Raw genomic sequence first — 12,984 nt, 5'->3', positions numbered from 1 at the left:
TGGGGAACGAGGAAATGAGGCGGTGGAGATGACAGGCAACGGGCTTGAGACGCCCCTGACACGGGCACTCGGATGCCGCTATCCGGTGGTGCAGACGGCGATGGGCTGGGTGGCCGACCCGAAGCTCGTCGCGGCAACCACCAATGCCGGCGGGTTCGGCTTTCTTGCCGCCGCATCGATCCCCCCGGGGGGCATCGATGCGGCGATCGCGGCGGTCAAGGCGGCGACGGATGGCCCGTTCGGCGTCAACTTCCACATGTTCCAGCCCAACGCCGATGAGGTGATCGAAGCGATCCTTCTGCACCGGGTCCGGGCGGTGAGCTATGGACGCGGCCCGGATGCGGCAACCATCGGCCGGTTCCGCGAGGCCGGGATCGAGTGCATGCCGACCGTCGGGGCGGTGAAACACGCCGTGCGGGCGGTGGAACTCGGTGCCAGCATCATCACCGTCCAGGGCGGCGAAGGGGGCGGTCATACCGGATCGGTGCCAACCTCGCTGCTCTTGCCGCAGGTGCTCGATGCCGTCGATGTGCCGGTGGTGGCCGCCGGCGGGTTTTACGACGGGCGGGGGCTGGCCGCCGCCCTTGCCTGGGGTGCGGATGGCATCGCCATGGGCACGCGTTTCCTGTTGACCTCTGACAGTCCGGTGCACCCGGCAACGCTTGAGCGCTATCTGAAGAGCGGCGATCCGGCGACGATCCGGGTATCGAAGGCGGTCGACGGTTTGCCGCAGCGGTTCATCGACAACGACGAACTGCGCCGAATGGAGGGAATGAGCGGACCGGCGCGGTTTCTCGCCAGTCTGCGCCACAGCCTGACCTGGGGGCGCGCGCAAGGCATGAGCTATTCCGGCATGGTGCGGCTGGCTCTGCGCGCGTTGAAAGCCGATGAGGCAGGGTTTGCCGCCACCGTGATGGCGCCGAATCTGCCGCGCCTGGTCGAACAAGGGCTGGTGAGCGGCGACACCAGGGGCGGGCTTTTGCCCTCCGGTCAGGTGGCGGCGCTGATCGGCGAGCTGGAGGGATGCGACGCGCTGATCACCCGTATCGTTCGGGAGGCGGAAGAGCGGCTGGCCGCTTTGCGCCAATTGCGGGGCAGTAACTGCGAAACGGTGAAACAGGGAGCACAGGCATGAGCGCGCCATTTTCTGCCGATGTCAGCGATCATATCGGCGAAATCGTCCTGAACCATCCGCCGGTCAATGCCTTCGACAGCGCCGGCTGGGCCGCGCTGGCACGGGCGGTGGACGAGATGAACGCGGACCGGGAGGTTCGGGTTCTGATCATCCGCGCCGAGGGGCGCGGGTTTTGCGCCGGGGTCGACATCAAGGAGCTGCAGCGGCATCCGGAGCGGATCAATGAGGTCAACCGGGGCAATTACGATACCTTTCGCGCCATTCACCGTGGCCGGGTGCCGGTGATCGCCGCCGCGCATGGCTTCGTGCTCGGCGGCGGGATCGGCATCTGCGGCGGGGCGGATATCGTGCTCGCCTCCGACTGCGCAAGCTTTGGCGTGCCGGAGGTGGATCGCGGTGCGCTGGGCGGCGGCGCGCATCTGCAGCGCCTGTTTCCGCTGCAAAAGGTGCGGCAGATGTATTTTACCGGGGATCCGGTGGGCGCGAGGGAGGCCTTTCGCTTCGGCGGCATCGAGGCGGTGCTGCCCCGCGCGGAGCTTGCCGGGGCGGCGCGGGCGCTGGCGGCCAAGATCGCAGCCAAGAGCCCGGCGATGATTGCGCTTGCCAAGGAGGCGCTCAACGGCGTGGAGGCGGCAGACCTGGAGGTGCAGTACCGCTGGGAGCAGGGCTTTACCGCCCAGGCCTATCTGACGGCGGATTCCCAGGCGACGCGCGATGCCTTTGTTGCCGATGGCGGCACTGCGGATTTTTCCAAGAAGCCAGGGATGAGCTCAAATGGACGCTGACACAGTTTCCCAATGCCCGCCGTATGTGCCCGGACATGGGCTGCTCAAGGGGCGGTCGGTGCTGATCACCGCCGCCGCCGGGCAGGGTATCGGTTTTGCCACCGCCCGCCGTGCGGTGGAGGAAGGCGCGCGGGCGCTGGTGATTTCGGACATTCACCAGCGCCGCCTCGATGAGGCTGTTGCCGCGCTGAAGGAGATCGCACCGCAGACCCCGGTGACCGGGCATCTTGCCGATGTCACCAATGAGGATCAGGTGCAGGCGCTGGTCGGCGAGGCCGACGCGGCGATGGAGGGCATCGACGTTCTGGTCAACAACGCCGGGCTGGGCGGCGTCAAGCCGATCGTCGAAATGACCGACGAGGACTGGCTCAAGGTGCTCGACGTGACGCTGAACGGCACCTTCCGGATGACGCGGGCGGGGATGCGGGCGATGATGCCGCGCCGTCGTGGCACCATCGTCAACAATGCCTCGGTGCTGGGCTGGCGGGCGCAAAAGGGACAGGCGCATTACGCCGCCGCCAAGGCGGGGGTGATGGCACTGACCCGGTGCAGCGCCCTTGAGGCGGCCGATCACGGCATTCGCGTCAATGCGGTTTCACCGTCCATCGCCATGCACGACTTTCTGAAGCGCTCGGCGCCGGAAGAGGTTCTGAAGGAGCTTTCCGCCCGGGAGGCCTTCGGCCGGGCGGCCGAGGTCTGGGAGGTGGCCAATGTCATCATGTTCCTGGCCAGCGACTACGCCTCCTACATGGTCGGCGAGGTGCTATCCGTGTCCAGTCAACATGCGTGAGGGAGAAAAGGCCGCATGACATTCCGTTTCCGCTCCGCCGATGAAGTGATCGGCGAAATCGGCCGAACGCTCGGCCCCAGCGACTGGCTCATCATCGATCAGGAGCGCATCAACCTGTTTGCGCAGGCGACCGGCGATTTTCAGTGGCTGCATGTGGATCCGCAGCGCGCCGCAAAGGGGCCGTTCGGCAAGACCATCGCCCACGGGTTCTTGTCCTTGTCGCTGACGAACCTGTTTCTGCCGGACCTGTTCATGCCGGAAAATCTCGACTGGGGCGTGAACTATGGGCTTGACCGGGTGCGGTTTCCCGCGCCGGTGCCCGTGGGGGCACGCATTCGGGCCAGCGGCGAACTGCTCGATGCCAGACCCATCGGCGAGAACGGGGTTCAGACCACTGTGCGCATGGTGATCGAGGTGGAGGGAGGCGAAAAGCCGGGCTGCGTTGCCGATACACTCCAGCGCTATGCGTTTCTCTAGCGGATTTGCCGCCGGGGGTCGTCCTGTCGGACGATGAGCGATGCCGGCCGTCGCTCTAGGCTCTTCGCGAATAGGCGGAAATTCTTTCCGCCGATGGGCAACAGCGACTACGGGTTCATGACATGAACAAACAGAAAAGTCTTCGCGAGGCTGTCCGCAGTCTGCATGACGGGATGGTGATTGGCGTTGGCGGATGGGGCGCGCGGCGCAAGCCGATGGCATTGGTTCGGGAAATCCTGCGCTCGGATCTGAAGGATCTGACCCTGGTTGCCTATGGCGGACCGGAGGTCGGGATGCTTTGCGCTGCCGGCAAGGTGCGCAAGGTGATCTACGGCTTCGTCTCGCTCGACCGGATCCCGCTCGAACCCTATTTCCGCAAGGCGCGGGAGGCCGGGGCAATCGAGGTGATGGAGCTCGACGAGGGCATGTTCCTGCTTGGCCTGCGGGCGGCTGCCGAAGGCGTGCCCTTCGCACCGACCCGCCTCGGCATGGGCACCGATGTGCTGACTTACAATCCGGATCTGCGCCTGATCGCCTCCCCCTATGACGCGCAGGACGTGCTTGTGGCGATGCCGGCACTGAAGCCGGACATCTCGCTGATCCATGTCAGCCGCGCCGACCGGAGGGGCAATGTCCAGACCGACGGGCGCGATCCCTATTTCGACAATCTGATCGCCCGCGCCTCCGGCCGGGTGATCGTATCGGCGGAGGAGGTTCACGATCGGCTCGACCTCAGCCATTCCGACATGGCGCACAAAAGCCTGTTCGACCGCTCCGTGGTGGAAACGGTGGTGGCGGCGCCCCTCGGCGCTCATCCCACCACCGCCCATGATGCCTATGGCTGGGACATGGCGCATCTGAAGACCTATTGCGATGGCGCGCGCCAGGAAGGTGGCTGGGACGCCTACATGAGCGACTACGTTGGCGCTGATGAGCCGGCTTATCTCGAACGGGTGGGCGGAGCCGATGCGATCCGCAACCTGTCGATCCCCAATCTGTGAGGCGCTGCCATGATCCACACTGAGACATTCACCCTTGCCGAGTTGATGATCACTGCCGCCGCCCGGGCCTTTGCCGATGATGGAGAGGTAATGGCGAATGGCATCGGCACATTGCCCCGGATCGCGGCGGGGCTCGCCAAGCTTCGCTTGAACGACCGGCTGCTGTTGACCGATGGCGAGGCCTTCTCCGTCGAGGAGCCGATCCCGCTTGGCTGCGCGCCGGAGGAGCGGCCCGGACACGCCGGCTGGTTTCCCTACGGGCGGGTGTTCGAATGCCTCTGGTCCGGCCGCCGGCACGCCATGGTGACCCCTGTGCAGATCGACCGGTTCGCCCAGGCCAACATCTCCTGTCTCGGGGACTTCCGAAAGCCCAAGGTGCAGATGCTCGGCGTGCGCGGGTTTCCCGGCAACAGCATCTGCCACCGCAACTCCATGCTGGTGACGAGCCATGACCGGCGCACCTTCGTGCCGGGCGAGGTCGATGTGGTGTGCAGCGCGGGCTTTAACGACCGGCTCTGGCCGGACGGCGCGCGGCGACCGGAAATCCGGATCGGCCTCGTCGTCACGCCGTTGTGCGTGATGGACTTCGGCGGACCGGACCATGCACCGCAGGTGCGCTCGCTTCACCCTGGCGTGACTTTCGATGAGGTTGCCGCGGGTACCGGTTTTGAGCTGTTGCGGGCGCCGGACCTTCATGAGACGGCGATGCCGACGGCGGAGGATCTTGCGGTGATCCGCCGTCTCGATCCGGAGGATCAGCGGGCCGGTGCCGTGAAGGGCAATCCGCAGGGCATCCGGGAAAAGGCGGCCTGAAGCGAAGGCCAACGCGGGATCCGGGGCAGGCCGGACCGGTCTCGGGCCGGAGCGGTCGAGCCTTGGACGGCAGCGCGGCGGCGTCGGTTCGCAACCAGCACCTCCTGTCGCTGTTTGGGCAGGCAGTCGTTTCGGAGATCGCATCCCGGTTCGGCGGCTGCGCCGGGCTGACGAGACGGTTCCGGATCTTGAAATGAAAACAGCCTGCGCCCCGGTCGGGACGCAGGCTGTTTTCGTTGTTGCCGTTCCTGCAGCGGGAAAAGCGGTCAGTCCGCCTTTCGGGCGAACAGGGCGACGGCGATCAGCGCCGCCAGCGTGATGACGATCAGCAGCGAGGAGATCGCGGCGATGGTCGGTTCGATCTGGTCGCGCAACGACAGGAACATCCGCCGGGTCAGCACCGTGTTGTCGCCGCCGGCGATGAACAGGCCGATCACCACCTCGTCGAGGGAGGTGGTGAAGGCGAAGAACGCGCCGGAGACCATTGACAGGCGGATCTGCGGAAGGGTCACCGTGAAGAAGGCGACAGGCCAGGAGGCGCCAAGGCTGCGGGCAACCTTTTCCTGCGTCATGTCGAAGCTTTGAAGGCCTGCCAGTACCGTAACGACGACGAAGGGGGTCGCCAGAAGGGTGTGCGCAAGGACGATGCCAAGCATCGAGTTCACCAGGCCAAGCTGGATATAGACATAGAAAAGGCCGATGCCGATCAGGATCAGCGGCACCATCTGCGGCAGCAGCATCAGAACGTGCAGGGACCGGACCCAGCGGCTTTGCGCCCGGTGAATGGCATAGGCAGCGGCGGTGCCCAACGGGGTTGCGAACAGCACCGTCAAGGCGGCGGCGATGAACGACACCCGGGTCGCCGCCATCCATTGCGGATCGTTGAAATAGGCCGCGTACCAGCGCAAGGAAAACCCGCGCGGCGGGAATTCCAGGAATTCCGAATCCGAGAAGGAAATCGGAATGACGATGAAGATCGGCGCGACCAGGAAGAACAGGACGCCGGCGACAACCCCGTAGAGCCAGAGCCGGCGATAGGGGGCGATGGGAAGGGGACCGACACTCATGGCTTACCTCGCGAAGATCCGGTCAAGGCCGGCCAGACGGTGGACAAGATAGAAGATCGCAAAGACGATCAGCAGCAGGACCACGCCAAGAGCGCTGCCGGCACCCCAGTCGAAATAGGTCTGCACGTTCTGCTGGATCTTCATCGAGACCATGATGACGCGGCCGCCGCCGAGGATCTGCGGCGTGACGTAAAAGCCCAGGCACAGGATGAACACCAGGAGCGAACCGGCGATCAGCCCGGGCATCGACAGGGGCAGGAACACGTCACGGAAGGCGCGGGCGGGCGAGGCGCCCATGTTGTTGGCCGCGCGCATGAGGTCACCGTCGATGTTGCGGACCGTGGCATAGAGCGGCAACACCAGGAAGGGCAGCATCACATGGGTCATGCCGATGACCGTGCCGGTCAGATTGTGGGCAAGGCGCAAGGGTTCGTCGATCAGGCCGATGCCGATCAGCGCATCGTTGACGATGCCCTGCCGTTGCAGGATCACCAGCCAGGCGTAGGTGCGCACCAGGATCGAGGTCCAGAACGGAATGATGACGAAAGCGAGGCCGATGGTCGCCAGCCGGGGCGGCATCTGGCCAAGCAGATAGGCGACCGGATAGCCCAGAACGATGCACAGCAAGGTGACGAACAGGCTGATGAGAATGGTGGTGGAGAAGATCGAGAGATAAGCGCTGTACTCGATCATCCGTGTGTAGTTCGCCAGTCCGATCTCGCCATTGGAGACGAAGGACAGGGCGAACAGCCAGCCGACCGGGATCACCAGAAGGACGAGAATGATCGCCGCGGCGGGCAGGGAAAGCCCGAGGATCTGGCGCTTCTCGCGCCGCTCGTCCGCCGCCAGTTCCTTCCGGTTCAGCGCGTGGCCGCCTTGGGGGGCTGTCATGTCATGCATGGGCGGCCTCGTCGATCAGCACCGTGTCGTCGCGGTGCAGGCCAAGGCGGATCGGCTCGCCGACCCGGGGCATCTCGCTGAGGGCCTGCTGGCGGGTGCCGCGACGCAGGGCGATGGTCTCGCCGCTGGTGAGGGTCACATAGATCAGCATGGTCTCGCCCTGATAGACCAGCTCCTCAACCGTACCGTCGATCGGATTGTGTTCAGGGGCGGGAGTGGCGCCGAGAATGTCGAGTTTTTCCGGGCGCACCAGCAGCGCCTTGTTTCCGGAGCCGGCGCTCTGGCCCTCGGCCAGCTGCAAGGGGGCGCCGCCGAAGGTCGCCGCATCGCCGCGCATCTCCACGGGCAGGAAATTGGATTCGCCGACGAAATCGGCGACGAAACGGTCGCAGGGCCGCTCATAGATTTCGCGTGGCGGGGCCACCTGAAGAATATGGCCATGATTCATTACCGCCACCCGGTCGGACATGGTCAGCGCCTCGCGCTGGTCATGGGTGACATAGACGGTGGTCATGCCGAGCCGGTCGTGCAGATGCTTCAGTTCGATCTGCATCTGCTCGCGCAGCTTCTTGTCGAGGGCGGACAGGGGTTCGTCCATCAGCAGGATCTGCGGCTCGAAGACGATGGCGCGGGCGAGGGCCACGCGCTGGCGCTGACCGCCGGAAAGCTGGTTGATACGCCGGTCCATCAGGTGATCGAGCTGCACCAGCTTCAGCGCCTCGCGTGCGCGCTCGTATCGTTCGGCGGCGCCGACCTTGCGCAGCTTCAGCGGGTAGCCGACATTCTCGCCGACGGACATATGCGGAAACAGCGCGTAGTTTTGGAACACCATGCCGATATTGCGCAGATGCGGCGGCTTGCGCAGGATCTCGTCGCTGTCGACGGTGATGCTGCCGGCCTCGGGGCGAATGAAACCGGCGAGGATCATCAGCAGGGTGGTCTTGCCCGATCCGGACGGACCGAGCAGGGTCAGAAACTCTCCCGGAGCGATGTCGAGAGCGACACTGTCCAGGGCCACGAACTGGCCATAGGTCTTCCTGACATCGCGGATCGTGATGCTGCAGGCCATGTATTTCTTCCTGTGTTGCGGATCGGCGGTGCGGCCGGGCCAGCGGCCCGCCACGGGCGCGCCCGGGGCGCCTTGCGCCCGGACCCGGACGGGCGGCCGGGTCGGAAAACAGTGTCCGACCGGCGGCGATCGGTGCGCCGCCGGTCGGGGACGCGGGATCAGCGCTGGATCATGCTGTCCCAGCGTTCGCGCATCCGGTTGCCGTTTTCGCCCCACCATTCGGCGTCAACGACGATCTGCTTTTCCAGATTGGCCGGGAAGGTGTTGATCTTTCCCTGGGCCTCTTCCGGGATCAGGCCGGTCTCGAAGGCGCGCACGTTCACCGGACCGTAGGAGATGTGCTGCGTGAGAGTGGCCTGCTGCTCGGGCGAGACGAACTTGGCGATGGCCTTCATGGCCAGCTCCTTGTTCGGCGCGCCCTTCGGCACCGCGAGGCAGTCGGCGTTCAGCAGACCCTCGTTGTAGGTGAAGTCGATGGCCGCCTTGTCGGCGATGGCGGCGGAAAGCCGTCCGTCCCAGGCGGCGATCATGTCGATTTCGCCGTCCTTGGCAAGCTGGACGGACTGGGCGCCGGATTCCCACCAGGTGGCGATATCGGGCTTCAGCTCCTCGATCTTGGCAAAGGCGCGGTCGACGTCGAGCGGGTAGAGGTCCTTGGGCGCGACGCCATCGGCGAGCAGTGCCATTTCCAGCATCACCTGCGGGCGGTTGCGTAGCGAGCGGTCGCCGGGGAAATCCTTGACGTTCCAGAAATCGGCCCAGCTTTGCGGACCGTCCTTGACGGTCGCGGTGTTCCATGCCGGTACGGTCGAGTAGTAGATCACGCCGATCCAGTGATCCTTGACCATCTTGTCATCGATGCCCTGGGCGTCGATCACCGAATAATCGAGCTTTTCAAACAGCCCTTCGCGGGCGCCGATGGCGCAATCGGTGGCGCCGAGATCGACCACATCCCATTCGACCGCGCCGGAGCGCACCTGCAGGCGGATGTCGGCAAGCCCGCTCAAGGTCGCTTCCTTGACGGTGATGCCGAGCTCCTTGGCGGTCGGCTGGAACATCGCCTTGCTCTGGGCGTCCTGGTAGGAGCCGCCCCAGGAGGCCACGGTGACCTCCTGGGCCGTGGCGGCGGTGGTGAAGGCCAGCACCGCGCAGGCCGTGAGTTTGATCGGAAGGTGCATTTCGGTTCTCCTCTCCTGTCATATGCACGTGGGTCGCAAGGGCCGGCGAGAGACGTTCGTCCCTCCGGGGATATGTCCTTGCGCAAATTCTGTGTGACTTGGGGGGCTTATGACCGGTCGACCTGTCGGGCCTCCCGGTTGTCGCGCCAGCGGTAGTAGCGGATCAGCGTTTCGAGCACGGGCCGGTTGAGGCCGTGGAAACGCATGGGCTTGACGCCGGTGATCGGGAAGGCGGCGCTTTCGGCCGGATCGCCGGCAGCCAACCTCGCCAGTTGCCGACCCATCACCGTGCCAAGAGCGACGCCGCGCCCGTTGTAGCCGATGGCGGCAAACAGCCCGTCTTCGGGCACATGCAGATGCGGCAGGTGATCGACGGTCATGCCCACCCGGCCGCTCCAGACATAGTCGATCCCGATGCCGGCAAGCTGCGGGTAAAGATCGGCGATGGCTGCTTGAAGCGGCGGGGCGTCGCCCATGTCCGGCACTTCCTTGAACGGCGCACGGCCGCCCATCAAAAGCCGGCCGGTGCTGTCGAACCGGTAGTAGCGCAGCAACCGGCGGGTGTCGGAGGCGACATGACCTTCCGGCAGGATCGAGGCGCGCTCCTCCTGCGTCAGCGGGCGTGTGGCGATCTGGTAGCTGTAGATCGGCACGATGGTCCGTTCCAGCCCGGGCACCAGCGTGCCGGTGGTGTAGGCGTTGGTCGCAAGCACAACGGCGCGGGCCGTGATACGCCCGCGCGGCGTGTCGATGGTCCAGCGGCCGTTGGTGCGCGACAGCCGGTCGGCCCGGGTGTTGTCGAACAGCCTGACGCCAAGGCTTGCCGCAGCGTGACCAAGGCCCCTTGCGTAGCTGAGCGGCTGGAGACCGCCGCCGCGATGGTCGATGAGACCGCCCACATAGGCCTGTGTTCCCGTCAGCCGGGCCACCTCGTCCGCGTCGATGGTATGGATTTTGGCGCCGCGCGCGGCCCATTGCCGGGCGCGCCGGGTCACTGTCCCGACCGCGGAGGCGCAATGGGCGGGCTGGATCCAGCCGGCTCGTGCTGTCGGGCAGTCCATCGCGTAGCGGTCGATCAGTTCGAACGCCAGTTCCGGGCCGCCGCCAACCTCGCGAACGAGGCGCGGTCCAAGCTCGGGACCCATCATCTCTTCCAGGTCGTCAGGATCGAATTTCAGGCCGGGAATGGCCTGGCCCCCATTGCGGCCCGAGCCGCCATATCCCAGACTGCCGGCCTCGATGAGGACACTGTCCACGCCAATTTCACCTAGATGAACAGAGGTGGACAGTCCGGTGAACCCGCCGCCGATAATGGCGATGTCGGTAGTGATGTCACCGGACAATTCCGCCGAAGCCGAGGGAGGGGATGCGGTTGCAGCCCAGAGCGACGCAGGAGGATTCAATGTGGACATGGAAAAATGGGAGCCCATTTGCACTTCCATACTTGTGAAATTATATCTAAGGCAATTTCACGCTAATGAAATATGATGGGCCGGTCAACCATGACGGATCAGAATGAAGGCGGCAGCGCCGCGATGTTCGACACGGGCGGGAACTCCGACCGGGAGATGGGGGCGCGGCTGAGGGCCATTCGCAAGGCGCGGGGGCTCAGCCTCAAGGACGTGTCGGAGGGCTCGGGCTCCTCGCTCGGGGCGCTCAGCCAGATCGAGCGCGGTGTCTCCTCGCCCTCGATCAAGGCGCTCAGGTCGATTTGTACCGTGCTGGATGTGCCGGTCAGCTCGCTGTTTTCCGGCGAGGAGGGGCCGGGCGAGGAGCAGGGCATCATCGTGCGCAAATGGGCGCGCCGGCGGCTCGACTTCCATCACAAGGGAATGGCCAAGGAGCTTCTGACCTCCGGAGAAGAGGGCGGCATCCAGTTGATGGAGGTCATTCTCGACGTGGGCGCGGGATCGGGAGACCAGCCCTACAGTCATGCGGGGGAAGAGGTGGGGGTCGTCCTTGCCGGTCAGATGAGCCTTTGGATCGACGGTCGGCGCTACGACCTGGGCACGGGTGACGCGTTCCGCTTCGACAGCCCGCGTCCGCATCGTTTCGTCAACAATGGCAATACCGAAGCGCGTGTCCTGTGGATGGTGACCGAGGCGTTCTACTGATTGCGCACGAGGCCCGGCGTCAGCGTGCCGTGTCGTCGAGCGGAATTTCACGGCGGCCGATCTTCGGCCTCCGTGCGGCGATGCGCTTGGCCGTGTTTCGCGCTGTCGGCCCGTCGAGCGGGTGGGCGATGGCGGTGGAGAAATGGCCCTGCACGGCCAGTCTGGTGGCTCTGGCCGCCTCCGTCCGCGAGGCCGCCGGCATGGCCGGGAGAGGCGGCATGACCCGGTGCGATGCCTTCGGCCCGATGCCTGAGAATGCATCGGTCATGCCCGCGATGGCCTGCCGTTCCCATGTGCTGACCCGGTTCGGATGCGGCGGATGCGCCTCCCGTGCGCCCTTGTTCCCACGCAGTGCTTCCGGCGCAACCTCGGCCCTGGACGGGGCTGTCAACTTCCGGCGCCTTGCCTCTTTGGGCGCTGGCGATGCGACTTGGCTGACGGTCCGGTTTTGCGGGGTGGCTTGACGCCGGCGCGGCCCGGCCCGCTTCGCATTTCAGGCTCCGCTCGGTGCCATGGGTGCTGCCGGAAAGTGCTCTTCGGTCGCGCTTGAATACGTATGCAAAAAGTGTTTGCGAAACGGAATAATGTGTGCTTTGAGTCCTTGAATACGCATTCACGGCAGCGAAGCCGTGGGATTTTGAGGAGGAAAGCCCGTGAAATTCGCACCGCTTGTCACGCTCGGCGTGAGTCTTGCCATGGCCGGTCCGGCGCTGGCCGATACCACCATCCGCATCGGTCATGCCACGCCGGAAAGTTCGCCGATCCATCAGGCGCTCGCCTATTTCGAAAGCGAGCTGGAAGCCCGTTCGAAGGGCGGCATCGAGGTCGAGATTTATCCGGGCGGACAGCTTGGAAGCGTCAAGGAAATGACCGAGCTGGTGCAGTCCGGGAACATCACCATGACGACCGGTGCGTCGGTGCATCTGAGTGCGGCGGTCGATCAGCTGGCGGTGCTCGATCAGTTTCTTCTGTTTGAGGATGAGCAGGAGGCGCGCTCGCTTCTCGATGGCGATGCCGGGGCGGCAATTTCGGCCGCAATGGAAACGCGCGGCCTGAAGAACATGGGATTCATGGAGCTGGGGTTCCGCAGCTTCACCAACAGCCGGGCGCCGCTCGACAGCTTCGATGCCTTCCAGGGCTTGCGGATGCGTTCGGCGGACAATCCCATCGCCATCAAGGCCTGGCGGTCGGTCGGCGCGGTGCCGGTGCCGCTTGCCTGGGGGGAGATCTACTCCTCTCTGCAGCAGGGGTTGATCGACGGGCAGGAAAGTGCGCTCAGCTCGATGATCGTCGAGCGCTTCTTCGAGGTGCAGGATTATGTGTCGTTGACCGGGCATATCTACTGGCCGGAACTCTGGATGGCCAATCTCGATTGGTTCGAAAGCCTCGATGACGCCGACAGGCAACTTATTGAAGAGGTGGCGCGCGAAACGGTTTCCCGGCAGCGCGAACTGACGGCCGCAGCCAATGCGGCGACGCTGGAAAAGCTCAAGGAAGCCGGCCTCAAGGTCAATGAGCTGCCGGCCGCCGACAAGAAGCGCCTCGGTGAGGCCATGAACGGCGCCATCGAGGCGGATATCCGCGCCAAGGTCGGCGATGAGTTCTACGACACGTTCATGGCGGCGGTGACGAAGTAATCGCTCGTGCGGGCGGCG

General features: G+C 65.1%; 14 protein-coding genes. 8 read left to right on the top strand and 6 right to left on the bottom strand.

Going from position 1 to position 12,984, the window contains the following annotated elements:
• Window positions 1–28: 28 nt before the first annotated feature.
• From G572_RS0107260 to G572_RS0107235, 6 genes are all read left to right on the top strand, one after another.
• Window positions 29–1,135: an NAD(P)H-dependent flavin oxidoreductase gene (locus tag G572_RS0107260; protein WP_029057903.1), complete on the top strand. Its 1,107-nt coding sequence runs from the start codon at window positions 29–31 to the stop codon at window positions 1,133–1,135.
• Window positions 1,132–1,920: an enoyl-CoA hydratase family protein gene (locus tag G572_RS0107255; RefSeq protein WP_029057902.1), complete on the top strand. Its 789-nt coding sequence runs from the start codon at window positions 1,132–1,134 to the stop codon at window positions 1,918–1,920. The genes G572_RS0107260 and G572_RS0107255 overlap by 4 nt, the downstream gene beginning before the upstream one ends.
• Entirely contained in the window at window positions 1,910–2,710 is an 801-nt protein-coding gene (locus G572_RS0107250) for an SDR family oxidoreductase (RefSeq protein WP_029057901.1), read from the top strand. Before G572_RS0107255 ends, G572_RS0107250 begins: the two co-directional genes overlap by 11 nt.
• Before the next feature lie 15 nt (window positions 2,711–2,725).
• Window positions 2,726–3,187, top strand: coding sequence for a MaoC family dehydratase (locus G572_RS0107245; protein ID WP_029057900.1), 462 nt, complete (start codon window positions 2,726–2,728; stop codon window positions 3,185–3,187).
• Between the two features lie 122 nt (window positions 3,188–3,309).
• Window positions 3,310–4,188: a CoA transferase subunit A gene (locus G572_RS0107240; protein WP_029057899.1), complete on the top strand. Its 879-nt coding sequence runs from the start codon at window positions 3,310–3,312 to the stop codon at window positions 4,186–4,188.
• Between the two features lie 9 nt (window positions 4,189–4,197).
• Window positions 4,198–5,001, top strand: coding sequence for a CoA-transferase subunit beta (locus tag G572_RS0107235; RefSeq protein WP_029057898.1), 804 nt, complete (start codon window positions 4,198–4,200; stop codon window positions 4,999–5,001).
• A gap of 266 nt (window positions 5,002–5,267) precedes the next feature.
• Here the strand turns inward: G572_RS0107235 and G572_RS0107225 are convergent, their stop codons facing one another.
• The 5 genes from G572_RS0107225 to G572_RS0107205 form a co-directional block, all read right to left on the bottom strand.
• Entirely contained in the window at window positions 5,268–6,068 is an 801-nt protein-coding gene (locus G572_RS0107225) for an ABC transporter permease (protein WP_029057897.1), read from the bottom strand.
• A 3-nt stretch (window positions 6,069–6,071) separates the two neighbouring features.
• Window positions 6,072–6,968, bottom strand: a complete 897-nt coding sequence (locus tag G572_RS0107220) for an ABC transporter permease (RefSeq protein WP_245566170.1) — start codon at window positions 6,966–6,968, stop codon at window positions 6,072–6,074.
• Window positions 6,961–8,037, bottom strand: a complete 1,077-nt coding sequence (locus G572_RS0107215) for an ABC transporter ATP-binding protein (protein ID WP_029057895.1) — start codon at window positions 8,035–8,037, stop codon at window positions 6,961–6,963. The genes G572_RS0107220 and G572_RS0107215 overlap by 8 nt, the downstream gene beginning before the upstream one ends.
• A 158-nt stretch (window positions 8,038–8,195) precedes the next feature.
• Entirely contained in the window at window positions 8,196–9,215 is a 1,020-nt protein-coding gene (locus G572_RS0107210) for an ABC transporter substrate-binding protein (protein ID WP_029057894.1), read from the bottom strand.
• Window positions 9,216–9,322: 107 nt separating this feature from the next.
• Complete coding sequence (locus G572_RS0107205; protein ID WP_029057893.1) at window positions 9,323–10,627, bottom strand: NAD(P)/FAD-dependent oxidoreductase; 1,305 nt, start codon at window positions 10,625–10,627, stop codon at window positions 9,323–9,325.
• Between the two features lie 90 nt (window positions 10,628–10,717).
• Here G572_RS0107205 and G572_RS0107200 point away from each other — a divergent pair, with 90 nt between their 5' ends.
• Complete coding sequence (locus G572_RS0107200) at window positions 10,718–11,329, top strand: cupin domain-containing protein (RefSeq protein WP_208979054.1); 612 nt, start codon at window positions 10,718–10,720, stop codon at window positions 11,327–11,329.
• A 19-nt stretch (window positions 11,330–11,348) separates the two neighbouring features.
• On the opposite strand, the gene G572_RS22950 is transcribed toward G572_RS0107200, so the two are convergent.
• Window positions 11,349–11,597 carry a hypothetical protein gene (locus G572_RS22950; RefSeq protein ID WP_156884499.1) on the bottom strand — a complete coding sequence of 83 codons (249 nt, stop codon included), beginning with the start codon at window positions 11,595–11,597 and terminating at the stop codon, window positions 11,349–11,351.
• A gap of 385 nt (window positions 11,598–11,982) precedes the next feature.
• Here G572_RS22950 and G572_RS0107190 point away from each other — a divergent pair, with 385 nt between their 5' ends.
• The gene (locus G572_RS0107190) at window positions 11,983–12,966 is read left to right on the top strand and encodes a TRAP transporter substrate-binding protein (RefSeq protein ID WP_029057891.1); all 984 of its coding nucleotides are present in this window, start codon (window positions 11,983–11,985) and stop codon (window positions 12,964–12,966) included.
• Window positions 12,967–12,984: the final 18 nt, after the last annotated feature.

The organism is Stappia stellulata DSM 5886 (assembly GCF_000423705.1).
In the GTDB taxonomy this organism is placed as follows: domain Bacteria; phylum Pseudomonadota; class Alphaproteobacteria; order Rhizobiales; family Stappiaceae; genus Stappia; species Stappia stellulata.
Note: the sequence above shows the minus strand (reverse complement) of the source record. Positions and strands in the feature narration are given on the sequence as shown.

What these genes read in the sequence shown, in the direction of transcription:
- G572_RS0107260 (WP_029057903.1), top strand. Translation starts at nt 29, where the DNA reads ATGACAGGCAACGGGCTTGAGACGCCCCTGACACGGGCACTCGGATGC.
- G572_RS0107255 (WP_029057902.1), top strand. Translation starts at nt 1,132, where the DNA reads ATGAGCGCGCCATTTTCTGCCGATGTCAGCGATCATATCGGCGAAATC.
- G572_RS0107250 (WP_029057901.1), top strand. Translation starts at nt 1,910, where the DNA reads ATGGACGCTGACACAGTTTCCCAATGCCCGCCGTATGTGCCCGGACAT.
- G572_RS0107245 (WP_029057900.1), top strand. Translation starts at nt 2,726, where the DNA reads ATGACATTCCGTTTCCGCTCCGCCGATGAAGTGATCGGCGAAATCGGC.
- G572_RS0107240 (WP_029057899.1), top strand. Translation starts at nt 3,310, where the DNA reads ATGAACAAACAGAAAAGTCTTCGCGAGGCTGTCCGCAGTCTGCATGAC.
- G572_RS0107235 (WP_029057898.1), top strand. Translation starts at nt 4,198, where the DNA reads ATGATCCACACTGAGACATTCACCCTTGCCGAGTTGATGATCACTGCC.
- G572_RS0107225 (WP_029057897.1), bottom strand. Translation starts at nt 6,068, where the DNA reads ATGAGTGTCGGTCCCCTTCCCATCGCCCCCTATCGCCGGCTCTGGCTC.
- G572_RS0107220 (WP_245566170.1), bottom strand. Translation starts at nt 6,968, where the DNA reads ATGCATGACATGACAGCCCCCCAAGGCGGCCACGCGCTGAACCGGAAG.
- G572_RS0107215 (WP_029057895.1), bottom strand. Translation starts at nt 8,037, where the DNA reads ATGGCCTGCAGCATCACGATCCGCGATGTCAGGAAGACCTATGGCCAG.
- G572_RS0107210 (WP_029057894.1), bottom strand. Translation starts at nt 9,215, where the DNA reads ATGCACCTTCCGATCAAACTCACGGCCTGCGCGGTGCTGGCCTTCACC.
- G572_RS0107205 (WP_029057893.1), bottom strand. Translation starts at nt 10,627, where the DNA reads ATGTCCACATTGAATCCTCCTGCGTCGCTCTGGGCTGCAACCGCATCC.
- G572_RS0107200 (WP_208979054.1), top strand. Translation starts at nt 10,718, where the DNA reads ATGACGGATCAGAATGAAGGCGGCAGCGCCGCGATGTTCGACACGGGC.
- G572_RS22950 (WP_156884499.1), bottom strand. Translation starts at nt 11,597, where the DNA reads ATGACCGATGCATTCTCAGGCATCGGGCCGAAGGCATCGCACCGGGTC.